Here is a 26,274-nt window from a genome sequence, read left to right as displayed (position 1 = left end):
TTTATTTAAAGATAATTATAACATATTATAATATTTTTTTTTAATTCAAGAAATATTAATATAACTTTTTTTTTCAAAAAATGGGGCTGTATTAATGCGTAATATTAAAATAGAAAAAGCAATTCAAAAACCAATTGAACAAAATGAAATTGAAATTGTTGAAAGAAAAGGAATAGGACATCCTGATAGTATTAGTGATGGTATAGCAGAGTCAGTTAGCCGCATACTATCACAAACATACAAAAAAAAGGCCGGGCATGTGTTACACCATAACACTGATGAAGTACAGATTACGGCGGGTGAATCGGATCCAAAATTTGGTGGTGGCCAGATTATAAAACCTATTGAAATATTACTTACAGGTAGGGCAGCAAAAGAATTTACACTACCAGATGGGGAAACACACAAAGTAGGTGTAGATACCATAGCAATAGAAGCCGCGAAGGGTTTTTTAAAAGATACAATAATAAACTTGGATGTTGAACATGGAACAGTAGTGGAATGTAAAATAGGACAGGGATCCGCTGACTTACGTGATGTATTCCAAAGAACGAACCAAATACCATCATCAAATGATACATCATTTGGTGTAGGATTTGCACCATTATCACAGACAGAAAATCTTGTTCTTAAAACAGAGGAATTACTCAACAGTAGGGACTTTAAAAAGCAATATCCTCATATAGGAGAAGATATCAAGGTAATGGGTTTACGTGAAAAAGATAACATAACACTTACAATTGCGGCAGCATTCGTTTCAAAATATGTTGATGACGTAGATGCATACCTAAACATGAAAGCGGAATTAAATGAAATAATTAAGGATTTAGCAGCAAAAACAACAAATTACTCTGTAGACACACTCATCAACACAGCTGATGATGAAAGTAAGAAAGATGAATCAGGTTACTACTTAACAGTAACAGGTACAAGTGCAGAAATGGGGGATGATGGATCAGTAGGTCGTGGAAATCGTGCAAATGGATTAATAACACCAAATAGACCAATGTCTATGGAAGCAACCAGTGGTAAAAATCCAATCAACCACGTAGGAAAAATATACAACCTATTATCAAACGAAATAACAAAAGAAGTAGTAAGTGAGATAGAAGGTGTACAGGACATTGACATGATAATCTTAAGTCAAATAGGAAAACCAATCGACCAACCAAGAACCGCAACAGCACACATACAAACAAAAGAAGGATATGAAATCGAAGATGTGGAAGAAGATGTAGCAATAATCATTGACAAATGGTTAAAAAACATCACAGATATCAAAGATTTCATGCTTGAAGGAAAACTAAGAACATTTTGAGGGAGACATAATTATGGCCTATGATATTAAAGATATTAATTTAGCTCCATTGGGAGAAAAAAAGATTAAATGGGTACAAAGACACATGCCCATACTTGAAAGTATCAAAAAAGACTTTGAAGAAACTAAACCATTTGAGGGAATAACAATAGGATCATGTCTACACCTGGAACCAAAAACGATAAATCTCGGTCTGACTCTACAGGCAGGTGGAGCAGAAGTCGTGATGACAGGATGTAATCCACTTTCAACACAAGATGATGCAACCGCGGCGGGTGCAAAACTCGGACTGAACATGTACGGCTGGACCGGCCAAACAAACGAGGAATACTATGAACACCTGAACAAGGTATTGGACTATGAACCGGACATTGTCATAGATGACGGTGCAGACCTAATATTCCTAATACACAAAGAAAGACCTGAACTACTCGAAAAACTACGGGGAGGATGTGAAGAAACAACCACAGGTATACACAGACTTAAAGCAATGCACCAGGACAAAGCACTTAAAATACCAGTCATGGCAGTAAACGATTCATACATGAAATACCTATTTGACAACAGATATGGAACAGGCCAATCAACATTCGATTCAATAATGGGTACGACCAACTCAGTAATCGCCGGTCAAACAGTAGTAGTATGCGGATACGGATGGTGCGGAAGAGGAATCGCAATGCGGGCAGACGGACTTGGAGCAAATGTGATAGTCACGGAAGTAGATCCAATCAGAGCCCTAGAGGCAAGGATGGATGGATACCGTGTAATGACGGTAAAACAAGCCCTCAAAGAGGCCGATATTGTCGTAACCGCCACCGGAAACCGAGACATAATCTCCGGCGACGACTTTGAATACGTCAAAGACGGATGTATGCTGGCAAATGCAGGACACTTCAATGTGGAAATAAACGAAGAAGACCTACTTAAATATACCCGGGAAAAGGAAACAATAAAACCGGACATCGAATCCTACACGCTAAAAGACGGAAGAAACGTGTACCTGCTTGCAGGCGGAAGACTTGTTAACCTTGCAGGAGAACACGGCCAGGGACATCCGGCTGAAATAATGGATTTAAGCTTTGCAATGCAGGCACTGTCAGCAAAACGTATACTTGAAGAAGACATGCAACCTGGAGTATATAAAACAAGAGATGAAGTAGACGTGGAAGTAGCAAAACTTAAACTTAAATCCATGAATATAGAAATAGATGAATTGACCGCCGAACAAAAAGATTACTTGAACAGCTGGGATATAGGTACATAATCAAGAATTTTATTAATAATTATTAGGGTGATAATATGAATTTTAACGAAGAAATATATTCAAAAATTATGATAAATGAATTATTTGATGAAGAGTATTATGTTCAACAGTTTTCTGATTTTAATTCTGAACTCAAACCATTGAATCATTACCTTCAAATAGGATATCTTGAAGGAAAAAATCCATCAAAAAAATTCAGTACATATGCATATCTTGAAAATTATCATGATGTTAAATTAACAGGTATTAATCCTTTGATTCATTATGTTTTATTTGGAAAAAAAGAGAACAGGGAAATTTTCCCAGCAAAATCAATAGAATCAAGGGTGATGAATCAAAGAATTTTCAATGAAAAATTGTTGAAAAATGATTCTTATTATAAAAATAGATGGGAATATTTTAATGAAGTGATTGAACATGTTATTCAAATGGATGATGTTGAAAAGATATTAGAATTAGGACCATACAAATCTCCGTTAGTACGTGGAGAAGATGTCATGGATATATCAGACAAGTTCACGAAATATTATCCATATGAAATAGGTAAGTTTATTGCACATGATTGTTCAAAAGTACCTTATCCTGTTAAAGATAAGGAATATGATTTGATTATTGCATGTCAGGTATTGGAACATTTTGGATTAAGGGGACAACAAGTAAAAATATTCAATGAATTTGAAAGAATGTCTAAACGAGCTATTATCACATTACCTTATAAATGGTTCAGGCCTCAAAATAGGGATCATCATATGATTGATGAAAGGGTAATTGACTTTTGGGCTAGTGATAGGGACTATTCATTTGAAAAAATTACAGGTACTCGTATATTGCGTATTTATGATTTTGATTAATAGATTAGATTAATCTCTATTTAAATATTTTTATTACAATTTTTCTTGTTTTTTAAAGTCTCTATTGGATAAAGTTTTTTTTTATAACCAATTGATATAATAAATGGATTGCAATTATTCTATTAGTTTTTTGTCAAATATATATTAATTGTATAACTTAGTGAAATTGATTTCTATAGTGATAAACCACATCAAAAGGTATATCCTGCTGTGATGATTATGTTTTTATATGTTAAATTGTAAATTCCATTTGCATTAGAAGAAGTTTGAAGCTATTGCTCTTGAAAATATTGTCTTTATCTTTTTAACTAGTTTTCAGCACAAGTTTTCACACATCCTTGTATTCAAATGTGGAATGTAACTATTTAATTTGAAGAAATTTTTTCATGAAATAATTAACTTGGACATAACGAGGATTTAACTCATTTAGATAGTATGGGTATGAATGGAAATAAAAATATTGGTTCGTAATAGTAAAACAACATTTTAACATATAATCGGTACATAATTATTATTGTTGTTTGTAAAGGAGTTAATAATTATAAATAAGAAATAACACTTTAAAAAAAATCATCAAAATAAAATTATTATGGGTAGAAAAATGATAAAAATATAATTCATAATAAAATAGCAATAAATATTAATTTTTAATAAAAAAGATAAAAAATTAAAATTAAAATCTGTGACTTTAAAGTATTAATCTCAAATAATTAAATTGTCACGTTTCAAAAAAATAAAAAAATGTAATTGAATTTTTTTTATAATTGAGATATAATATTCTCTAAAACAGAATTATTTCCCGCTCCCTTAACAATAATCTCATAATTTTTACTATTTTTTTCAAAAAGATAATGGGTTTTAAAAGTTTTATTACCTTTGATTATTTTAAAAGTTTTCACGGGATAATTATTAATGGTTGTAGTATTGTTTTTAATTTCATAGCCTTTATTTATATCTTTAATATTATTTTCAAGTTCATTAAGTTTTTTATTTTTAGAATGTTCATAAATTCCAATTTCAGTACTGTTATTTTTTATAGTAACACCATATTCTGAAGAGTTACTAACAATAAATCCATCAGGTAATGTAATGGATGAAGTTCTAATCTTAATTTTTTCTTGTGAATTATTGGTTAAAATAAATGCACCTAAAATTAATAATATTAAAACTATTAATATAATTCCAAAATATTTTTTATTTATAATATCACACCCATTTATATTCTAATAATTTATTTGTGATTTTTATTATTAATATGTTTATACTATACATATTTATTCCTAAAGAATAACTATTAATAAATATTAAAAAAATTAATTCATGAAGATTAGGAACTAAGAGGATAGAAGGTACTTTGAAATATAAAATTTCAAGAACCTAAGAATCTCGCATTCTCTAATGATGTTTAACTATAAAATATTATCCATGCATAACCTGATTTACTTATAGTTAATATATGATTATTTTTAAATGATAAATAACTAACGGGTTTAAAAATATTCCAATATCGTTAATATTTGAATTTATAATTCTCAAATAATTATTAATAATAATTTACAGATATAATAATATAAAATATAATAGATGATATAATTATTTAATTCAGTTCATGGTGAATTTTAATGAAATCTAAATTAGCAATATTTGGTTCATGTGTATCTATGGATATTTTTAGATCGGCATATAATGAAGATTATAAAGATTATTTTGAATTATATCCTGTACAACTTAGATTATCATTAATAAGTATTATGCAAGATGCTATTGATTTTTCGGAAGATGAAATAAGAATAGTACCAGATACACCTCAACATAGATTCAGTACAAATGTTTTACGAAATGATTTAAGAAAGAATTTCCTAAGTGAATTAAATGAGGATATTGATTATTTAATTCTTGATTTATATTTTGATCTTATTTTTGGTGTTTTATTTACTGATAAAGGTATTATTTCTAATAATAACTGGGATTATCTGAATACTAACTTTTTCAAAAATCTTAAAGAAAAAAAAGAAGTATCTTTTAATGTAAATCCTTATGAATATTATGTTTTATGGACAAATTGTTGTGATAAATTTTTTACTTATTTACAAGAAAATTATCCTAATTTGAAGGTAATTCTAAATAAGGTCAAGATAATTGATGTAATCAAAGATAAAAATGGCGATTATTATGTTGAACCATTATACACTAAACGATTGCTTAAGTTCAACCCAATGATTGACATGATTGAACAGTATATTTTATCAAATTTTGATGTTATATTTGTTGATTTAACTAGTGATGTTACTGGTGATGAAAATCATATTTGGGGAAAAAGCTTAGTTCATTATAATCATGAGTATTATCACAATTTTTTCAATGTTATGCAAAAAATTGTTAATGGAAATTCTGATAAATACTATTTTGAAATGAATAATAAAATATTTTCTAAAAAGGATATACCAAAGGAATATATGCATTTCAATTGTAAACTACGTAAGGTTCGAAATTCCAATAAAGAACTTGATAAGATAATGGTATTTATTAGAAATTTTCTAAAATAAGAAAAGTATGTTTTTTGAATTTATATTTATGTGATTGTATTTATTTTTTTATCTGAAATTTAGTTATAATATATATTTTTTATTTATATCTAAAAATTTCCGTTTTTGTTATTTTTTTTCAATGCTGTCAAGTTAAGATAGTTTTTATGTGAAATTTTTTTGTATTGTGTTTTTTTTTTAGAATGATCTTTTGTTGTTGTCGTTGAATTTGTGTCCGTAGTCTACTGGTTCTCGGGTTGTTGTTTTGGTTTCTTCTTTTATGGGTATTAGGTTTTTTTGTAGTATTTTGAATATTTTTTGTATTGCTTGTTGTTGTTTTTCTTCATCAGGATTTAGTAAGTTAAGTAATTCTTTTTTTACTAGTCCTACTGCTATGTTGAAGTTTGATGAGTATTCTTTGTATTGGTGTTTGTTGTTTTTTCGGGGTTGTCGTGTTATTTGTTGATTTGCATCATGTTTGATTACTGTTGCTATGTTAAATACATATACGTCTGAGTAGAAGTCTTGTTCTATGATTATTTTTCTGCGGCCGGAGAAGTTTTCTGTTTCTAATTTGTTTTTTAGTTTGTCGTAGTTGGTTTCTATTGTCCATCTTTTGTTGTATATTTCTTTAAAATCTTGTATTGTCATTGTTTTATCGAATACATTGGTTGCTAGTGTTTCTATTTCTCCGGTTGGTAATTTTATGTTTATTATTCTTATTTTGAGTTTTTGTTCTTTGTTTGCATAGTTTCTTAATTTTTCGTCTTGTATTGTTTTTATGAATGATTTAGTTAGTGGTACTTCAATTATTTCATCATCAGTAGTCATTTTATATCTTTGATCTATGAATGTGTCTTTTTTTAGTCGTATTACGAAATATGAATTTAGTTGCATTATTTTTAACATTAGTTTTTTTGAACCATAACCTCTATCACATATTGATATTGTTTTTTGAATGTTAATCTTATCTTTAACATCTTCTAAATGGTCAATGGCAAGATCAGGTTCACCAGACTTTCTGCTGGTAATGGTAGAACTTAAAATAAATTCATTTAGTACATCAACCATTGTAGATACTCTGGCAGTAGCCGTATGTTTGGAATGATCAATATTATCTTCAATACCAAAATCTTCACGGATAGTAGGATAATTCGGCAAATCAAATATAGAACCATCATGAGCTGCTAAATAATAACCTTTAAATGTTTTTAATTCGGGTTCCGTATATATTCTTTTTAATAAATCACCATTCATATCAATATATGCCTGTGGGTCAATAATCATCCTTCTTTCAGAAATAGCCTGTTTAGACACATCCATATCCATTTCACCCCAAAATTCTTCCATAAAATACAAGGCCTCTAATGCAGTTGTACGTCCACGATTCCATGGAACATATTTCATAATACATTCCTGAGGCAACTTACGATTACGAACAAAATTATTTTCTCCTAATATATATTTTTCACAAACATAATTATTAAAATTTCCTAAATTATCCAACAAATGATTACATAAAAACATAATTACCATCAAAATACTATTACTCAAATCCACACAAAACAATAATAAAAAACAAATATAAACACAATGTGAATTTACTAAATAATAATATATAATAAGTAATATATAAATTAAACTATAATTTATTCTTAAAATAAGCTTAAATAAAATAAACACTTATAATATTTAATATAATTAAATATGCTATGGAATTAAGTAAAATTAAAGTAAATATTGGTTAGAATAAGTAAACTAAGGTATAAAAATAAGTAAAAATCTTAACTTGACAGCATTGATTTTTTTTACAATACATAAAATTTTTTTTAATTCATCTATTAACATTGTTGTTTATTGTATTTTCAATCACCTCTTACATAAAATTATATTCATGTTTATATAAATATAATAACATAAGCTATGATGTTATTCTAAAAATATTATAGAAATAATGATTATCAGTATTTATTAAAAGAGTTAATGGAGTTAGATATCATATGACCAATAAAGAAATTCCAAAGGATTATGATCAATCAATGGAAGAAGAATTACAGGATTTATGGCAAAAAGACAACACATATCGTTTTATTGGTGATGGGACAAAACCTACCTATATCATAGATACCCCACCACCATACCCAACAGGAAAACTACACATGGGACATGTTCTAAACTGGGTATACATGGATATTATTGCACGTTTCAAACGTATGAACAATTTCGATGTGCTGTTTCCGCAGGGATGGGACTGTCATGGACTTCCAACAGAGGTAAAAGTGGAGGAAATTCATGGCATCAAGAAAAATGACGTATCAAGAGAAAAATTCAGGGAATACTGTATTGACCTAACCCATGACAACATAGAAAAAATGAGAAAACAGATGCTAAGTATGGGTTACTCACAGGACTGGAGTCACGAATACATTACAATGCTACCGGAAAACAAGTACAGAACCCAATTGTCCTTCCTGGAATTATATGATAAGGACATGATCTATCAGGACATCCACCCAATCAACTGGTGTCCACGTTGTGAAACTGCCATAGCATTTGCAGAAGTAGAATATAAGGATAACACTACAAAGCTAAACTATGTTAACTTCCCAGCTACCGAAGGTGACGGGTATGCTACAATAGCTACAACAAGGCCTGAACTTTTATGTGCATGTGTAGCAGTAGTTGTGCATCCCGATGATGAACGTTATACTAATCTTCATGGAAAAACAGTTACACTTCCAATATATGAACGTGAAGTAAAAATCATCACCGACGACTCAGTAGACCCTGAATATGGTACAGGGGTAGTAATGATCTGTACATTCGGGGATAAAACCGACGTTGAATGGGTTACCCGATATGATTTGGATGTAATTGATGCAATAAGTGAAGATGGACACATGCTTGATGTTGCCGGCAAATATTCTGGGATGGAAATCAAAGAATGCCGTAAAGCAATTATTGATGACTTAAAATCTGAAGGATATCTAACAAAACAGGAAGATGTAGACCAGAATGTGGGATTATGTTGGAGATGTAAAACACCAATAGAAATCATGACCAAAAAACAATGGTTTGTAGCGGTAAAGCAGATGACTGATGACATCATAAAACAGGCATCCAGCATGAGATGGATTCCTGATCATATGTACATAAGACTTGAAAATTGGGCTAACTCCATGGACTGGGACTGGTGTATATCAAGACAAAGAATATTCGCAACGCCTATACCAGTATGGTACTGTGATGAATGTCATGAAGTAGTACTTCCAAGCAAAGAACAACTACCGGTCGATCCAACAATAGACCAGCCGGACCATGCATGCAGCTGTGGATGTGCATCGTTTACAGCAGAGGAGGATGTGCTGGATACATGGATGGACAGTTCAATCACACCACTAACCGTGGCAGACTGGCCAAAGCCTGGATGGGAAAATGTATATCCGTCAACACTCAGACCACAAGGACACGACATTATACGTACGTGGGCATTCTATACCATTTTAAGATGTTATGCATTAACAGGCGAAAAACCATTCGATGAATTAGTAATAAACGGTATGGTATTCGGTGAAGACGGACATAAAATGAGTAAGTCCCTTGGAAATGTAATAGCACCTGAGGAAGTAATTACAGAGTACGGTGCAGATGCACTAAGACTATGGAGTGCTAACAGTGTACCAGGTTCAGACGTACCATTTGCATGGAAAGACATAAAACATGCATATAAGTTCCTCAGAAAATTCTGGAATGCATTCAGATTCATCAACATGAACCTCGGTGGTGATGTAGCCGATTCATTAAGTGGAGATAACATCATCGATAAATGGATATTGTCAAAACTCAACAGACTAAACAAGATAGTCACAGAGGCCTATGAAGAATATAACTTTGCCAAAGCAGAACAAGCAATATACAACTTCGTATGGCATGACTTCTGTGATGAATACATTGAAGCGGTAAAATACCGTCTATATGATGAAGTGGACTCAACAGCCGATGCTAAATATGTACTTAAAAATGTAATAGAAACTGTACTTAAACTAATGGCTCCAATAACACCATTCTTTGCAGATATGGTAAATGGATATCTTGGAAATGAATCCCTGGAATTACATATTGGTGGATGGCCTGAAATTGATGAAGACTTAATTAGTGATGAAGCAGAACAAATAGGAGACTATGCAATAGATATTATCGATGAACTCAGAAGATACAAATCATCACACGGAATACCATTAAATCAATTATTAAATACTGTAAACATCTACACCGATGATGTGGATGTAATAGAAAAATCAGTGGATGATATTAAAAATACTAACAAGGTGGAGAATATCCTGGTTCAATCAGGAAGTCCTGATTTACATGAAAAAGTAACCAAAGTAGAACCGGTAATGAGTAAAGTCGGACCGGTATTTAAACAGGATGCTAAAAAAATTATTGACTATATAGCAAACACAAATCCTGAAGAAATAGCAAAAATACTTGCAGAAAATGGCGAAGTACAGGTAGACAATGTAGCATTTACTGATGAACACATCACCACAGAATCAGAACTGGTTAGTAAAACTGGTGAAGTAGTGGATATTCTTAAAACAGAAGAATATCAAGTATTACTTGAAGTACAACAATAAATGTACTTTATTCAAATCTCTTTTTTTTCGAATATTTTTTCTATTTTTGCAATATACTAAAGGATGTAATATTATGAAGGCAATTATTTTAAATTCAGGAGTAGGTTCAAGATTAAAAGAATATACTGCTAACAATCCAAAATCAATGGTACAAATAACCAATAAGGATACAATTTTTTCAAAAGCAATGAAGTTATTAAGAAAATATGATATTGATGAATTTATAATCACTACAGGCTACTTAAATGAAGTACTTGAAGAATATATTATGGAAAACTTTTCGGATTTAAATTTTACTTTTGTTCACAATCCTGAATACTCTTCAACCAACTATATTAAATCAATAGATTATATTAATGATTTTGATGAGGATACGTTACTGTTACATGGGGATTTAGTATTTGATGAGGAGGTTCTTGAAATGATTGTTTCTTCAAGTGTATCAAGTGTAGTTGTAGATAGTAGCGTTAATATACCTGAAAAGGATTTCAAAGCAAAAGTAGTTGAGAATGCAGTAGAAAAAATCAGCGTCAAATACTTTGGGGAGGATGCTCTAAGTTGTCAGCCTTTATATAAATTAACTGCACATGATTGGAAGATTTGGAAAAATAAAATTCACGATTATTGTCAAGAAGGAAATACCAATGTATATGCTGAAGAAGCATTAAATGAATTATTAACAGATAGAATAAGACTTAATGCAATGGATGTTAAAGGATATTATTGTTCTGAAATAGACACAGTTGAAGATTTGAATAATTATAAAGAATTGATAGGTGATGCAAATGACTAAAAAAGTATATGTAGCAATTAGTGCTGATATTTTACATCATGGACATATTAATTTAATTAAAAAGGCAAGCGAATATGGTAGTTTAACTGTTGGAGTACTTACAGATGAAGCAATTGCTACATATAAAAGATTACCAGTACTTGATTTTGAAGAACGTAAGTTTATCATCAGTAACATAGAAGGAGTTGATGAAGTAATAGCTCAAAACACTCTGGACTATACTGAAAATTTACTTAAATTAAAACCGGACTATGTAGTTCATGGTGATGACTGGCAAAGTAATGATCAAAGTTCCATTCGTTCTAAAGTAATAGAAACACTTAAAGAGTGGGGTGGGGAGTTAATAGAAATACCATACACTCAAGGTGTAAGTGTTGATAAACTTAACGAAGCAGTTAATGAAACATCTTCAATGCCAGAAGTTAGGAGAGTAAAACTTAAAAAATTACTCAAGCTCAAACCAATCGTTAAGGTAATGGAAGCACATAACGGACTAAGTGCCCTTGTAGTAGAAAACGCCAAGGTAGTTAAGGATGATAAGATAGAAACATTTGATGCAATGTGGCTATCCAGTCTAACCGATAGTACGGCAAAAGGAAAACCTGACATAGAACTGGTTGACATGACAAGCCGTCTTAACACTATTGATGAGATAATGGAAGTTACAACAAAACCAATAATACTTGATGGAGATACTGGTGGAGAAATAGAACACTTCGTTTTCAACGTCAAAACATTAGAACGTATAGGAGTATCTGCTGTCATAATCGAAGACAAAATAGGACTTAAGAAAAACTCATTGTTCGGTACGGAAGTAGAACAAACCCAGGATACAATAGAACACTTTGCACTTAAAATATCATCCGCCAAAAAGGCACTTACTACAGATGAATTCATGATAATTGCAAGAATCGAATCATTAATATTAAAACAGGGAATGGATGATGCAATAACTCGTGCTAAGGCATATGTTGAAGCAGGTGCTGATGGAATCATGATACACAGTCGTGAAAAGGAACCTGATGAGATATTTGAGTTTTGTGAGAAATTCCGTGAATTTGCACCGGATTTACCACTAGTTGTTGTACCTACCTCATTCAACACGGTTTATGAGGATGAATTTGCACGTCGTGGAGTAAATATTGTAATTTATGCAAATCACCTGATAAGAAGTGCATATCCTGCCATGATGGAGACAGCCGAGACAATACTTGAAAATAACCGCTGTCATGAAGTGGATGAAAAATGTCTATCAATTAAGAAAATATTGACATTAATACCTGATGAATAAGCAGTAAAAGGATGTATTAACTATGATTAATGTAAAAGAATTTGAAGAATTTCTACAGGAAAGTGGTGTGGGTTTCTATACGGGAGTACCGGATTCACAGTTAAAGGCATTCTGTGATTACCTTGAGGATAAATATTCCATTGGTGAAAAACATATAATCGCGGCAAATGAAGGAAATGCAGTAGCACTGGCAACAGGTTATCACTTATCAACAGGTAAATATGGGCTTGTATATATGCAAAACTCCGGTTTGGGAAACGCCGTTAATCCAATTACCTCTTTAACCCATCCGGAAGTATATGATGTACCGGTTGTTTATGTAGTAGGATGGCGTGGAGAGCCCGGAGTTAAAGACGAGCCACAACATGTAAAGCAGGGAGCTATCACAACTGATTTACTTGAAATGCTTGATGTAAACTGTCAAATTTTAACCAAGGATACAACAATGGATGATGTTAGAAAATACTTTGAAGAAAACTTTAAAGAAAAACTGGCACAGGGTGACAGCATAGCTTACGTGGTATCAAAAGGAGCATTTGAAAGCTTTAAAACCACCAAATCAAATGACTATACTTTATCAAGGGAAGATGCTATCAAGATAATAGTTGACAATTTAACACTTGATGATATGGTAGTATCAACTACGGGTAAGGCATCCCGTGAATTATTCGAATACAGGGAAGAATTAAACCAGGGACATTCAAATGATTTTCTAACTGTCGGATCTATGGGTCATTCATCAAGTATAGCCTTATCCATAGCATTAAATCATAAAGATAGACGAATATTATGTTTTGACGGTGATGGAGCACTGCTTATGCATATGGGTTCAATGGCATTAGTTGGAGCAAATAAACCTGCAAATTATTATCATGTACTGTTTAATAACGAGGCACATGAAACAGTGGGTGGACTTCCAACAGTAATGGGAAATGTTGATGTGGAAAGTATTGCAATCAGTTGCGGATATAACAAGGTATTCCATGCTTGCAGTGAAGAATCATTAACTGATGTTTTAGCTGAGTTCTTATCAAGTACAGGACCGGTACTGTTAATTGTTGATGTGAGTATAGGTTCAAGGTCTAATCTTGGAAGACCAACAACAACACCTATAGAAAACAAGCAAGCATTCATGAAGAAACTACAAGAAAACTAGGGGGAAGAGTTATGGATTGGGTTTATAATGTTCCAATAAAATTCTATGAATATGGTATTACTGACTTAAAAGATACATTAACAGAATATTTATCAAAGGATAACGTGGTATTGATAGCCAGTAAAAGACTAATCAGGGATAATGATTTAACGGATGTTTTATCTAATGTTAATGATACATTCACACTCTTTGATGAGAGTATGAAAAGTCTTGATACCCATTTAATATGTGATTATTTCAAACAAATCAAACAAAAACCAGAACTTATTATAGCTATTGGTGGAGGAACATCCATTGACTTTGCAAAGGCAATATCTGCGTTATATGAATACACTGGCAATGGAAACATAACAGTTGATGAAGTAGTGGATATAATAACAAGTAAAAAATACTTGGAAAACACTAATTACATACCAATAATAGCATCCTCAACAACGGCAGGTACAGGTTCTGACTGTACCAAGTGGGCTACAATATGGGATTATGACAATACCAAAAAATATTCCATTGACGCTGATTACCTATATCCAACACAGTCCTGGTTAATACCCGAACTGACACTCACCCTTCCCAAAAGCTTAACATTATCCACGGCTCTTGATGCATTAAGCCATGCATGTGAAGCATACTGGTCTGTATCTACCAATAAAATAGTCCAGGTACTATCTCGTGATGCCATAAGATTAATCGTTGAATATTTACCGAAGGTATTATCTGATATGAATAACTTGGAATATCGTAAAAAGGTATATATGGGTTCATTCTTCGCTGGACTCGCATTCTCTAATACACGTACAACTGCATGTCACTCCATAAGCTATCCATTAACATTATTATATGGTATTCCTCATGGATATGCGGTAGCACTCACACTTGCAGAAGTATTAAAAAGAAATAAAGATTACATTGAAGATTATGATTTATTCATGGATGCATGGAATGCTGACTCAATAGCCGATATTGATTGTTGGATAAACAATGTGTCAAAGGATATTCAAACACTTAAGTTATCCTCCTTTGATGTTAAAGAAGAAGAAATTGCGGTTATAATAAAATTAACATTTACTGGTGGTAGAATGGACAACAATCCTATAGTATTTAACGAGGATGAAGTAAGGGACATATTAAGTAATGTATATTAACTACGAAAATAAAAATAAACATAATGATAATTTAAGTAATTATATAATGATAGGGGGAAATTAAATCATGAAAGCGGTTATACCGGCAGCAGGATTTGGTACTAGATTTTTGCCTGCTACTAAGGCACAACCTAAAGAAATGTTACCAGTGTATAGTAAACCTACAATACAATATGTTGTAGAAGAGGCAGTTAACTCTGGAATAGATGACATACTTATAATCACAGGTAAGGGAAAACGTACAATAGAAGATCATTTTGACAAGTCATTCGAACTAGAATATAATCTTGAACAGAAAGGTAAAACAGACTACCTTAAACAAGTACAGGACATTACAAACATGGCAGATATCCATTATATCAGACAGAAAAAACAAAAAGGTCTGGGGGATGCTGTTAGATGTGCTAAAAAGCATATTGGAAATGAGCCATTTGCAGTACTTTTAGGGGATACATTTACCTACTCTGATGTTCCATGTACAAAACAATTGATGAATGTTCATGATAAATATGGTGGCTCTGTTATAGCAATAGAAGAACTGCCTGAATATAAAATCGAAAGATATGGTATAGTTGATGGAACACAATTAGAGGAAAATACCTACAAGGTAAATAATCTGGTTGAAAAGCCTAAACTGGAGGATGCACCATCCAATCTTGGAATAACGGGTCGTTACATATTAACTGCGGATATCTTTGACAAGTTGGATAATACTGTTGAGGGTGTTGGTGGAGAAATACAATTAACCGATGCAATAAATGCTCAGGATGATGTGTATGCATGTACATTTGAGGGTAAAATATATGACATAGGTAACACATTAGAGTGGCTTAAAAGCTCAATCGACATGGCTTTAACCCATGATGATGTAAAAGATGATGTCATAGCATACCTTAAGGAACAGGTAAACAAGTATTAAACTCTTTTTAACATAATTAACTTTTAATAAGTTAATTTCACCTATTTTTTATTTTTAATAATATAACATAATCTCTTTATTCTGATTTTACTCAATTATGTGTTTTTATAGATTAACTGATGTTTATTTTTTATTTTAAGACCTAATGGGTATTTAATAATAACTCTAATTTAATCGCTTTGATTTTATTAAAATAATTGTATATCTCTTAAATATGGGAATAAAATGTTTTTATATTACTTTAAACATATCTTTATTTAACAGTTAAATAAATATTTTTAATTACAATCATTTTATTTAACGGGTTAATTAAGGTGACATAAATGCGAAAACAAATTATAATAGGTTTAATCGTTGTAGCTATTTTATCTGTATCTGTTTATGGTTATATGTCCTATGTTCAGCCTAGGGCACATGGAGATACTACAATACTCTCATTAAACACCTCTGCAGATATACAGCAGGTAAGTATAGCAGATTATCATAAGAAAGTTAAAAAAGATCAGGATACAAATGCAACTATACCACCAACACAAATAAAAGAAGCTTACACCAAGATACTTAAGGACTTATATGGAAATGTGGATATAAAAGTCAATGTATACGGTCCATACAAATTCGATAATGGTAAAGCAGTTTATGGTGTAGAAGCAATCATAGAGAATGACAAATTTATTGATAAGTTATATATGGTAGTTGATGGTAATATCTTACCTAGCAAGGGTGTTGACACAATTTATGCTGTATGGTATTGTCATATGGATAAGAAGACCGATGCTAAAGCTAAACTATCAGAAGATGATATACTGAAACTGGCTAAGGCAGAGTATGCCAAACATAGAACACCGGCAGGTAATGATACGTATGATATTAACAGATTTAGCTCCGGCAATCAAACGATATATGGCGTTAATGTAAACAGTGGAGTTATGGAAGCTACATATGATGGTAATACCGGTGAGTTGCTGGACTTGTTTGTTCAGGAGGAAGAAACCACACTGCACTCAGAATCAGAATGCAGACAGTTAGCCCAACAGACCTTGGACGGTAAGAACTATAATTACTCACAGTATTTATCTTTAGGAGAAGCTCAGGAGCAAACTGAAAACGGTTCAACAAATTACACTTACAGTATCATATATGAAAATGGTACTGATAAACAAGTACTTGGAAGTATTAAGATAAATGCTAATAACTTGTCAGTAATTGACTTTAGTATTAGTAATCCTAAAGTTCCGGAAAACGATACAAATGATACTGTCGATATATCAAATACTTCCAATTCAGAACCATATTCTGAACCTGGACCTACTTCAAATCCAGAACCTACCCCGGATCCAGAACCTATTTCAAATCAAAAACATGCGAAAGTAGATGAAGAATACTCTTATTAAAGATGTTCTTCAATAATATTTTTTTTTAAAATTTTTTTTATATGAAGGTATGTCAGTTTGTGCTATTTGATGTGTGTCATTTTTTCATCGATAATTTCTTCTAGCAATTGCTATTTGAATCCTTATTTTTATGATTAATTAAAACAAATTCATATGGAAAATATTCGGTTATTTTTGTTCTGTTTTTAATATTTTATGTAGTAACTAATTACTATTGGAAAATACATTTATAGAATGTATATGTGTTTTGTAATTATTTACTTTTTGATTAGTTATGTTCGTTTTTCCTATTTGGGTTTTTATACATGTTCTTAATAATAGTACATATAAATAGTATTACTTATAAATATTATATTAATTACTAATAATAAACAAAGCAATGGGTGATTATGATGAAAAAACAGGTATTCAATAAAATAGCACCTACGCCTATCCTGGAGGGGGAGGATGCAAAACGATTTATTGAACATATGGATGATCCGATTACTGAAGAAGATCTTAAATTAATTCAAAGAAGAAAAAACAGAAGAAAAGTTGAAATTATTTATTAAATTTTCTTCACATCTTTATACATCACCACAGTACTGTTTGGATTTCTTTTTTCTGCCTTCTTTAATTTGGTTATATTTACATTATTGATGTATAAAAAACGATTATTGTTATAAAAATGACGAGCTGTAACGTAAGAATCCACGGTAATGTATTTAATTCCAAATACATTTTTACACTTTAATATTTGATTATAAATGTTATCTAGTAATTCCTCACCAAGTCCATATCCTTTGAAATCTATGTCTCGGGCTAATCTTCCTATTTTTATGGCAGGAGCATTTTTAAATTCTTTATTTAATGAAAAATCAACTTCTTTTAGGTGGATATAATCGGCAAGTAAACTATAATATCCAAGGATAATGTCATTATATATTGCAAGATATGTTACATTGAAATTGTTTTCTTGTTGTTCCAGTGCATCCTCTTTTAAAAACTTATTCAAGCCCTTTTTTTCACAGTCAAAGTCATCCAAATAATGGTGTGGTTTTAATTTCTCTATTCTATATTTTTGCATTATCTCTTCTTTATTCATACTTTTATATATAATAAGTAATACTATTAATACTTATTTGTAATATGTGTAATACACTCTGATGCTATAAAGCTAACATATCAATTACTAAATACTATATATTATAAATTACATTTAATTCTAAAAGTATTCTATAAAAAAAGTTTAAGGGAGGTTAAAATGTTTATTTTTTTCATTTAAATCGTTTCGTTTTCACCAGTATTCTCAGTAGAGTTTTCATCAGCTGGGGCTTTCTTGTTTAACTTCATGATGTACGTTCTACCCTGCTGTGATAACTTAGTGGCTGTAATGTTGTCATTGATTTTAACATCATTATCCTTGACATTATAAAGTACGCTTACCAGATAAACATTCATATCGGGATGGTCATCCATGATTGCATCCAAATCCTCTTCAACAATATACGATGGGCCATTATCTCCCGTATAATCCCTTAATGAATACTCCTCTGTATTGTTTAACAGGAAATGATACGTATTATATGTACCATTGTAAATGACGATATTGTCCGGCTTGTTGATGTCAACGATTACATCCTTTTGTTCTATGCCTAATTGATTATGATAATTTATATCCTTTACTGTTGTATTGATTCCATGAACACCCAAAGCTAATATAAGTATCAATGCCACCAGCAGTATTTTATAGTTTTTGATTTTGCTTAAAAGTATCGCTATGGCTAGCCAGAGTACTGCTATAACAGCTACAAAGTATCTTACCGTAATTCCCTTGAACATGAACGTTACAAAGAATGATGCAAGAAGTATCGTGAAAATGTATATATTAATTCCACTGAAAATGGCAAATGCCTCATGATTTTTAAAGTTTTTAATCTCAGTGATAAATGCCACGATAATCAGAATTAAAAGTACGAATACCAGAAACTTCCAGAAGACCAGATCCAACAGCTGTCTTGTATCCTGCAATACAAAACAGGTCAAATAGTTAACAAGCACGTCTCCACTTAACTTTGCCGTATGGATATAAGTTCTGTTAATGGCAGATACCTGACGAATCAACGTGAAAATCCATGGAATATAACAAAGTATGGACACTACCATTGATGCGATTACCTTTCTTTTTTCTGACTTTTTATCTAACTTATCATTATAGCTGATGTACATAAAGTATGCCAAATACATTATAAAAAGCGGAAATACCAGTATATAATGGGTATACATGCACAATATTGTAAATACCGTCAACAGAACCCAGGACTTAACGCTGGATGACTTGAGAACACCCATATATGCAATAAATGCAATCACCATAAACAGCACAGACCAGCTGTACATCCTGCCGATGATAAATATTTCACCAATATTGTTCATGGCGGTAATTCCAAACATGAAAACACCGCAGGCCAGCCATCCATATTCCCTTCTGATTTTGGTACATGATATCAACATCAAAAGAACCAACGGTAAAAGTGACAATAGCTTTGTAAGATACAGCATGTCAATAGATACATGTAACGTGTTAAATAATCCCTTAAAAGCCATTAAAATCAGATAATATAATGGTGGATGCACATCATTGATTATCAGCTTCCATGCCTGATTAAACGGAAGATTAAGTATGGCCAAAGTAAACTGTTCATCAATATTAAAATAGCAACCCATCGCAGGATTAAGGAATAAATACGCTAAAATGATAATGCTAATAGCAAATAATATCTTTCCGATATGATTCCTGTAATCCTCAAGAATATCAAAATTCAACTCACACACCCCAAATTAAAAAATTGATTTAAGAAAGAGTATAACATATATTACTCTGTTACTTGCTCTTCCTCATTATTGTCGAAATCCAACTTTACCAGCCAATTCTTACCCCTATTAACAACTTTTTCAGCTACAATGCCATCAGGTACTTGTTTGTCCTTCTCATTGTTTACCAAACGCCATACATAGACATCCTTATCAGGATTGTCCTCAAGTATCTTCGTCAGGTTATTCTCGTATGTACATGTCTTCTCTTCATATGGGAGGTTTAACTTCTTCAACGTGTACTCCTTGGTATTGTTCAACGTATAATGATAACAGTCATAATGGAATGAACTGTTATATATCACAACGCTATTTGCATTATTTATCTGGGAAAGGACATTCTTTTCCTGACTTGCTTCCTTGTTATGTGCATTAAAATTGTCATTTGTCATAAGAATACCGACCGTACCAAACATAACAATGGCAAGAACCATAATTATAAGTAAAAGCTTCGTATTAACCTTACCCAACAGAACCGCTATGGCAAACCAGAATACCACAATGGCAGGTAAAATGTACCTGATATCAAGTGGTCTGAATGTATAAGTCAATATTAAAACCCCAATTAATATTGAAAGGACATAAACTGCAAAACCACTGAATATAAAGAAGCTTTCATCCTTCTTGAAATCCAACAGGTGAATAAACAATAGATATACTAGTAATATGAAGAATACTGCAATGAGTATTTTAAAGATTATCACATCGGTCAATTTGGATGTCTGCTTTAAGATAAAGAATGTAAAGTAGTTAATCTGAGTACCGATGGTAACTGACTTCATGGTAGTATAAGTATCTTTAGTCACGAGTGTCTGATTAATGAATGTGAAAAACCATGGAAGATATAGTATGAATGCTGCTACAATGGATAACGCCCATTTTTTCAAGTTTTCCTTCAAGTCCATATCCTTATTGAAGTAAAGATAGATCGGATATAACACATATAATACTGCAAGTGAAAACAACAGGTAATAATGTGTATATGCACACAAGACAGTAAATACTGTAAATAAAATCCATGATTTTCTATTTGAATCCTTCAATATCTCCGCATAATAGATAAATGCCATCAACAGAAACAGCATAGCCCAACCATACATACGAACAGTCAGAAACTCAATCATACAGGAACTCATGGTAGTAATGGCAAATGTAAATATTCCCATTGTGAGAATATTATAGTCACGCCTAATCTTTGTAACGGCAACAATCAATATTAATATCAATGGAAGTAAGGACAGCATCTTGGTTACAAAGACAACATCATACGGGATATGAAGAACATTTAAAACTCCACAGCCGGCCATCAGTATAAGATAGTACAATGGTGGATGAACATCACTAACAAGTAACTTCCATGCATTCTCGAATGGAAGCTGAATCAAACCAAGAGTATAGTGTTCATCAATGTGAATTACCAAATCATTGGCCGGATTAACAAACAAATACAATAAAAAGAGTATGCTTGCTATAAATAATATATAACCAACAGTATCCCTATTATCGTAGAACGTATCAATTAAATCCAATTTTTTCATCTCTTTATAATTTATTATTAAATATAAATCTTGAATGACCATAATCAAGTGAGATATGGGTATAGATTACTCCAAAATAATTAATGGCAATTTAAAAAATGAAAAAATCCACTAATTTCTGATTATAACAAACAAGAATTAATAATATCTATGTAAAAAAAAATATATACTTTTTATGATTTATGGAAATTGAGGTGTTTTGGGTTTTTAAAAACTATTAGTAATGACTTTATGATTTTTCTTAAATAAATATTTTTTTCATAAAAAGGACTTTTTTTCCATATTTTTTTTCGTACTGTTACTATTAAAATTCAAATTCCCCTACACACCATCTGAAAATATTATTAATTTCTTAGAATAAATTATAATATAACAAATATTTAATCAATTATTATTTTTGAGGTTGTAAAAGTATGGATTTAAAAGTAGAAAAGGTAGATAGAATATCAGGTTGCATTAAGGCACCGGCATCAAAGAGTTATTCACACAGGGCATTCATAGCAGCGGCACTGGCGGAGGGCGAGTCAGTGTTAAGAGATCCACTCTACAGTGAGGATACGCTTGCTACGTTGGAGGCATGTGAGGCACTGGGGGCACTCTTTCAAAGATACCCTGATAAATGTATAGTTCAGGGAACGGCAGGCTACATCAGAACACCTGAAAATATTGTGGATGTTAAAAACAGCGGTACAAGTGTACGTATCCTAAGCAGTATAGCCGCTATTGCACCAAGGGCAAATTACACGATATTTACCGGGGATGAATCACTTAGAAAAAGGCCGATGCAGGACTTGATTGATGCCTTGGAAAACCTTGGCGTAACAATAGTATCCTCACAGAGCAACGGTACGCCACCAATCATTGTCAAGGGCGGCTTTGATGGCGGCGAGACTGATATCAAGGGGGATGTAAGCAGTCAATTCATCTCATCGATAATAATGGCAGCACCATATTCCAAGAAGCCAGTTACGCTCAATGTGCGTGGAACCTTCGTGTCAAAGCCATACGTGAACATGACATTATCGGTTATAAGTAAGTTCGGCATAGAATTTGAATATGATACGACCAACGTACCTGAGTACTCCTCATACTATATTGAACCTCAAAAATATGAATGTGCCGATTATACCATAGAGGGTGACTACTCATCAGCCTCATACATGATAGCAGCAGCAAGCATCCTGCCATCGAAGATTACTATCAGAAATCTTTACAGTAATTCAATGCAGGGCGATAAATTGATATTGGATATTGTCGAGAAGATGGGCACAAAAGTCACAAGGGACGATTCATCCGTTACAATAGAAAGTGATGGATGTTTAAAGGCATTTGACGTTGATTTATCTGATGCACCGGATCTTTTGCCAACTGTGGCGGTACTCATGGCAGCAGCCGCTGGTACGTCAAAGATTACCGGTGTGGAGCATGCACGTTTTAAGGAAACCGACCGTGTACACAACTGTGCGATTGAACTTAAAAACGTTGGATTGGATGTTGAGGAATTGCGTGACGGACTGATAATAAAAGGCACTCCGAAAGGTGGCTTTGTGGACAGCCACATGGATCACCGTATGGTGATGGCATTTTATGTACTTGGCCTTAAGATAGGTGATGTAAAAATCAAGGATGCATCATGCTATGACGTCTCATTTCCTAACTTCCTAGAGGTCATGGATGAAATAACAAAATAATGGTGTGATAATTATGGTAGATGATAAACAGGTTGGCGATTTTACAGAGGATGAAATGAAGTATATTGAAGATGAGTTGAATGAAATATTCACAAGACGTACATTTGAGGAATCAACACCATATGAGGTACTTGTAAGAACAATATTGTCCCAGCGAACACGGGATGAAAATACTGACAAGGCAACAGAAAGCCTGTTTAGCGTATATCCTACAATGGAGGAGGTTGCCGATGCACCAGTGGATGAAATTGCAGAGCTTGTAAGACAGGCAGGTTTCTACAATGTAAAGGCTGCACGTATAAAGGAGGTATCCAACATACTCCTTGATGAATATGGGGGGGTTGTACCAGATACTGTAGAAGAACTCATTAAACTTCCTGGTGTGGGACGAAAAACGGCTAACTGTGTACTGGTATTCGGCTTTCAGAAGGATGCAATACCGGTGGACGTGCATGTACACAGAATCTCAAACAGGTTGGGGCTGGTACATACAAAAGAGCCTGAAGAGACAGAGGAGGTCCTGCGTGAAATACTTCCACAGGAGTTATGGCTGCCATTAAATGACTTGATGGTACAGTTTGGACAAAATATATGCAAACCGATTAATCCACAGCACGAAGAATGTCCATTCACAGACATGTGTCAGACATATCTTGAAGGATTGGAATAACAATAACTAAACAAATTTACTTAAAATATCTCTTTATTTAAATATTTTTTTCTCTTTTTATTATTTTAACAGTTTGTTTGTTAAAATATTCATTATAACATATATCAATTATATTCAAATCATCAAAGAGCACATGATTATTTTTTTTAACAAAAATGACTATTTAAAGAAGTTAATAAATTATTTTTTAAAAAAAAGGATTACATCATTCTTTTATAATATTATTTATAAAATAAGTGGAAATAAAAAAAGGGTTTAGTTATCAATCTTTCCCTAAAAAAGAGAAATTTGATTGGGGATTAAAAACTATCTTTTAAGGTTTTTAACCTCTTCTATAAACATTGCAAGTACTTCTTCCTGTAATCCTTCAACGAATTTCAGGGAACCTGCAACTTCATGACCTCCACCGTCAGCACCGGCTTGTGGAATCTCTTCCTGAATCTTTGCAATCACATTGTTTAGGTTAAACTCGAAGTCATTCTTGATAACCTCTGTTGCCCTTATTACTGCAAAGTCAGGTCCGTTTGCCAGTGTCATTATTGGCTGGTCTTCACCTTTTTCTTGTACAATCTTGTCGTGTACGTAACCTGTTGTTTTACCAGGTGCAGGATATGTGAATTTATGTGCGTATTTTTCAACATCAAGACGGTTTAGCTGGATACCATTGTCAAAGTTGATTGTTTCAACGTTTGGCATTGCAGCTTTAAGCTGTGTTTCAACCCGTTTATCGGATTCTTTCATAAGTACATCCAATAGGTTGTTTTGACGTTCTTTATCTTCAAGTCCGAATAATACGTTCATTATTCCTCTTCCGTTCATGAATCTTAGGAAGTATGACTCGAAGTCTACACATGTTGCCACTTTATCCAAATCATCACGGTCATAGCCTTCCTTAGCTGCAATTTCAAGGTATTGGTCTACTTCATGACATTCTGCATGATCTCCTATTGCTGCTATTGCGGGCATGTGTTTGATTTTTTCACGTACTTCAGGGTTTATCATTATGGCTAACTCTACGGCCAGTGCCCCTGCTGTCAGTTGGCTGTCTCCATCTACGAGGTATGGATTTACGTGTACGTCCACGTAGTCATCGATTAGTGCTCGTCCGTCTTCTACCTCTCCAGGGTAGTGATGGTCCACTACGATGGATTCTATTCCAAATACCTTGGAATGACTCAGTGCTGCTGCATCCTCTTCGGTTGAACCGTTATCCAGTAGTACTAATAGTGGCAGTTTTTGTCCGTGTCTTTCCTGGTCTTCAAGTGCAAATGACAGGTCTTTTACCACATCTTCCAATTCATAGAATGGTGCCTTACTTGGTGAACGTTTAAAGAAGTGCCATTCGGCGTCAGCGTCGTTGCTTTCTTCACGTAACAGTGGTAGTACTGCGTGTTCTACGGCCAGTCCTGCACATATTCCATCTGCATCCCAGTGGTGTCTGACAAGTATTGAACGACCGTCAAATATTGCTTTTCTAATTGTTTTTGCTGCCAGTTCCATTTTAGGTCTTAGCTTATCAAGGATTTCACTTTCAACTAAAAATTCAACATGTTCCGGTTGAGCTTTTTTATCGATTGCCTCTGCTATGATGTTTCTTAGTTTTTCTTCTTCATCACTGTCAAGTTTTTCGATTAATTCTGATTCAATCTGTATCTTACCGCTGTGTAATGATACTTCTCCCAGTACCTCTACAAGATCGTCCACTTCCAGTTCCGGATACATTCTAACACCCGGTTCATTGAATGCGGCTACCCATGTCACGTCACTTTCGTCACGTATGGTAAATATTGTAGGTCCGCTGGTCTGTTGAATCTGTATTATTTCACCTTGAATGGCAACGTTACGTCCTATGTTGTTTTCTGATAAGTCACCGATTGGTGTACGTTTAACGTTGCGTCTTACTTTTACTGTTTCATAGTTATCACCGTATCTTGTCTTGGAGTATGTTAGGTCTACATCCATCTTGCCTTTGTGTGGTTTGATTTCAGCTACTCTTACGACGATTTTGTCTCCTACTTTTTCTTTAGGATTTCTTGTTCTCAGTAGTCCATATACACTCTTGCTTAAGCTTACAAAGAATCCATATTTTTCTACTCTGGTAATAACTCCTTCATAACTGCTTCCTATTTCAAGGTCTTCTATTTGACATGAAGGATTTAATACATATACTATTGGCTTTGTATTGTTTGGCCTGTGATATGTATTTTTATCATTTTTCATATATGAATC

19 protein-coding genes are annotated in these 26,274 nt (G+C 32.8%); 14 read left to right on the top strand and 5 right to left on the bottom strand.

The window, feature by feature from the left end:
- Positions 1-94: 94 nt before the first annotated feature.
- From AW729_RS03925 to AW729_RS03910, 4 genes are all read left to right on the top strand, one after another.
- Positions 95-1,318 (top strand): methionine adenosyltransferase, encoded by a 1,224-nt coding sequence (locus AW729_RS03925; RefSeq protein ID WP_112123877.1) that lies wholly within the window; start codon positions 95-97, stop codon positions 1,316-1,318.
- Between the two features lie 13 nt (positions 1,319-1,331).
- On the top strand, positions 1,332-2,585 hold the full coding sequence (locus AW729_RS03920; RefSeq protein WP_112123876.1) for an adenosylhomocysteinase: 1,254 nt from the start codon (positions 1,332-1,334) through the stop codon (positions 2,583-2,585).
- A gap of 35 nt (positions 2,586-2,620) precedes the next feature.
- Positions 2,621-3,436, top strand: coding sequence for a hypothetical protein (locus AW729_RS03915; RefSeq protein WP_112123875.1), 816 nt, complete (start codon positions 2,621-2,623; stop codon positions 3,434-3,436).
- A gap of 1,622 nt (positions 3,437-5,058) precedes the next feature.
- A complete protein-coding gene (locus AW729_RS03910; RefSeq protein WP_112123874.1) occupies positions 5,059-5,982 on the top strand; it encodes a DUF6270 domain-containing protein in 924 nt (307 codons plus the stop codon).
- Between the two features lie 177 nt (positions 5,983-6,159).
- Here AW729_RS03910 and AW729_RS03905 read toward each other — a convergent pair whose 3' ends face one another.
- A complete protein-coding gene (locus tag AW729_RS03905) occupies positions 6,160-7,368 on the bottom strand; it encodes an IS4 family transposase (RefSeq protein ID WP_162685781.1) in 1,209 nt (402 codons plus the stop codon).
- A gap of 593 nt (positions 7,369-7,961) precedes the next feature.
- Here AW729_RS03905 and AW729_RS03900 point away from each other — a divergent pair.
- The 8 genes from AW729_RS03900 (at position 7,962) to AW729_RS11220 (ending at position 17,844) form a co-directional block, all read left to right on the top strand.
- Positions 7,962-10,598, top strand: coding sequence for a valine--tRNA ligase (locus AW729_RS03900; RefSeq protein WP_112123872.1), 2,637 nt, complete (start codon positions 7,962-7,964; stop codon positions 10,596-10,598).
- 73 nt (positions 10,599-10,671) lie between these two features.
- Entirely contained in the window at positions 10,672-11,391 is a 720-nt protein-coding gene (locus AW729_RS03895) for a sugar phosphate nucleotidyltransferase (protein ID WP_112123871.1), read from the top strand.
- Complete coding sequence (gene aepX, locus AW729_RS03890) at positions 11,384-12,682, top strand: phosphoenolpyruvate mutase (RefSeq protein ID WP_112123870.1); 1,299 nt, start codon at positions 11,384-11,386, stop codon at positions 12,680-12,682. The genes AW729_RS03895 and aepX overlap by 8 nt, the downstream gene beginning before the upstream one ends.
- 22 nt (positions 12,683-12,704) lie before the next feature.
- On the top strand, positions 12,705-13,838 hold the full coding sequence (gene aepY / locus AW729_RS03885) for a phosphonopyruvate decarboxylase (RefSeq protein ID WP_112123869.1): 1,134 nt from the start codon (positions 12,705-12,707) through the stop codon (positions 13,836-13,838).
- An 11-nt stretch (positions 13,839-13,849) separates the two neighbouring features.
- Entirely contained in the window at positions 13,850-14,980 is a 1,131-nt protein-coding gene (locus AW729_RS03880; protein WP_112123868.1) for a phosphonoacetaldehyde reductase, read from the top strand.
- Between the two features lie 67 nt (positions 14,981-15,047).
- Positions 15,048-15,899 carry a UTP--glucose-1-phosphate uridylyltransferase GalU gene (gene galU, locus AW729_RS03875; protein WP_112123867.1) on the top strand — a complete coding sequence of 284 codons (852 nt, stop codon included), beginning with the start codon at positions 15,048-15,050 and terminating at the stop codon, positions 15,897-15,899.
- 323 nt (positions 15,900-16,222) lie between these two features.
- On the top strand, positions 16,223-17,293 hold the full coding sequence (locus AW729_RS03870) for a hypothetical protein (RefSeq protein ID WP_112123866.1): 1,071 nt from the start codon (positions 16,223-16,225) through the stop codon (positions 17,291-17,293).
- A gap of 392 nt (positions 17,294-17,685) precedes the next feature.
- Complete coding sequence (locus AW729_RS11220; RefSeq protein ID WP_162685780.1) at positions 17,686-17,844, top strand: hypothetical protein; 159 nt, start codon at positions 17,686-17,688, stop codon at positions 17,842-17,844.
- On the opposite strand, the gene AW729_RS03865 is transcribed toward AW729_RS11220, so the two are convergent.
- From AW729_RS03865 to AW729_RS03850, 3 genes are all read right to left on the bottom strand, one after another.
- A complete protein-coding gene (locus AW729_RS03865) occupies positions 17,841-18,359 on the bottom strand; it encodes an N-acetyltransferase (RefSeq protein WP_112123865.1) in 519 nt (172 codons plus the stop codon). The genes AW729_RS11220 and AW729_RS03865 overlap by 4 nt on opposite strands.
- A gap of 194 nt (positions 18,360-18,553) precedes the next feature.
- The gene (locus tag AW729_RS03860; RefSeq protein WP_162685779.1) at positions 18,554-20,098 is read right to left on the bottom strand and encodes a hypothetical protein; all 1,545 of its coding nucleotides are present in this window, start codon (positions 20,096-20,098) and stop codon (positions 18,554-18,556) included.
- 50 nt (positions 20,099-20,148) lie between these two features.
- Positions 20,149-21,675, bottom strand: coding sequence for a YfhO family protein (locus AW729_RS03850; RefSeq protein ID WP_162685778.1), 1,527 nt, complete (start codon positions 21,673-21,675; stop codon positions 20,149-20,151).
- A 422-nt stretch (positions 21,676-22,097) separates the two neighbouring features.
- Here AW729_RS03850 and aroA point away from each other — a divergent pair, with 422 nt between their 5' ends.
- Both aroA and nth read left to right on the top strand, forming a co-directional pair.
- Positions 22,098-23,375 (top strand): 3-phosphoshikimate 1-carboxyvinyltransferase, encoded by a 1,278-nt coding sequence (gene aroA / locus AW729_RS03845; RefSeq protein WP_112123861.1) that lies wholly within the window; start codon positions 22,098-22,100, stop codon positions 23,373-23,375.
- Positions 23,376-23,388: 13 nt separating this feature from the next.
- Positions 23,389-24,045, top strand: a complete 657-nt coding sequence (gene nth / locus AW729_RS03840; protein ID WP_112123860.1) for an endonuclease III — start codon at positions 23,389-23,391, stop codon at positions 24,043-24,045.
- A gap of 306 nt (positions 24,046-24,351) precedes the next feature.
- Here nth and AW729_RS03835 read toward each other — a convergent pair whose 3' ends face one another.
- Positions 24,352-26,265, bottom strand: coding sequence for a DHH family phosphoesterase (locus AW729_RS03835; protein ID WP_112123859.1), 1,914 nt, complete (start codon positions 26,263-26,265; stop codon positions 24,352-24,354).
- Between the last annotated feature and the right edge of the window lie 9 nt (positions 26,266-26,274).

Source organism: Methanosphaera sp. BMS (assembly GCF_003268005.1).
In the GTDB taxonomy this organism is placed as follows: domain Archaea; phylum Methanobacteriota; class Methanobacteria; order Methanobacteriales; family Methanobacteriaceae; genus Methanosphaera.
This window is presented reverse-complemented; position numbering and strand designations above follow the sequence as displayed.

Bases quoted from the DNA above. Each gene is read 5' to 3' on its own strand.
- AW729_RS03925 (WP_112123877.1), top strand. From the start codon at position 95: ATGCGTAATATTAAAATAGAAAAAGCAATTCAAAAACCAATTGAACAA.
- AW729_RS03920 (WP_112123876.1), top strand. From the start codon at position 1,332: ATGGCCTATGATATTAAAGATATTAATTTAGCTCCATTGGGAGAAAAA.
- AW729_RS03915 (WP_112123875.1), top strand. From the start codon at position 2,621: ATGAATTTTAACGAAGAAATATATTCAAAAATTATGATAAATGAATTA.
- AW729_RS03910 (WP_112123874.1), top strand. From the start codon at position 5,059: ATGAAATCTAAATTAGCAATATTTGGTTCATGTGTATCTATGGATATT.
- AW729_RS03905 (WP_162685781.1), bottom strand. From the start codon at position 7,368: ATGAAATATGTTCCATGGAATCGTGGACGTACAACTGCATTAGAGGCC.
- AW729_RS03900 (WP_112123872.1), top strand. From the start codon at position 7,962: ATGACCAATAAAGAAATTCCAAAGGATTATGATCAATCAATGGAAGAA.
- AW729_RS03895 (WP_112123871.1), top strand. From the start codon at position 10,672: ATGAAGGCAATTATTTTAAATTCAGGAGTAGGTTCAAGATTAAAAGAA.
- aepX (WP_112123870.1), top strand. From the start codon at position 11,384: ATGACTAAAAAAGTATATGTAGCAATTAGTGCTGATATTTTACATCAT.
- aepY (WP_112123869.1), top strand. From the start codon at position 12,705: ATGATTAATGTAAAAGAATTTGAAGAATTTCTACAGGAAAGTGGTGTG.
- AW729_RS03880 (WP_112123868.1), top strand. From the start codon at position 13,850: ATGGATTGGGTTTATAATGTTCCAATAAAATTCTATGAATATGGTATT.
- galU (WP_112123867.1), top strand. From the start codon at position 15,048: ATGAAAGCGGTTATACCGGCAGCAGGATTTGGTACTAGATTTTTGCCT.
- AW729_RS03870 (WP_112123866.1), top strand. From the start codon at position 16,223: ATGCGAAAACAAATTATAATAGGTTTAATCGTTGTAGCTATTTTATCT.
- AW729_RS11220 (WP_162685780.1), top strand. From the start codon at position 17,686: ATGAAAAAACAGGTATTCAATAAAATAGCACCTACGCCTATCCTGGAG.
- AW729_RS03865 (WP_112123865.1), bottom strand. From the start codon at position 18,359: ATGCAAAAATATAGAATAGAGAAATTAAAACCACACCATTATTTGGAT.
- aroA (WP_112123861.1), top strand. From the start codon at position 22,098: ATGGATTTAAAAGTAGAAAAGGTAGATAGAATATCAGGTTGCATTAAG.
- nth (WP_112123860.1), top strand. From the start codon at position 23,389: ATGGTAGATGATAAACAGGTTGGCGATTTTACAGAGGATGAAATGAAG.
- AW729_RS03835 (WP_112123859.1), bottom strand. From the start codon at position 26,265: ATGAAAAATGATAAAAATACATATCACAGGCCAAACAATACAAAGCCA.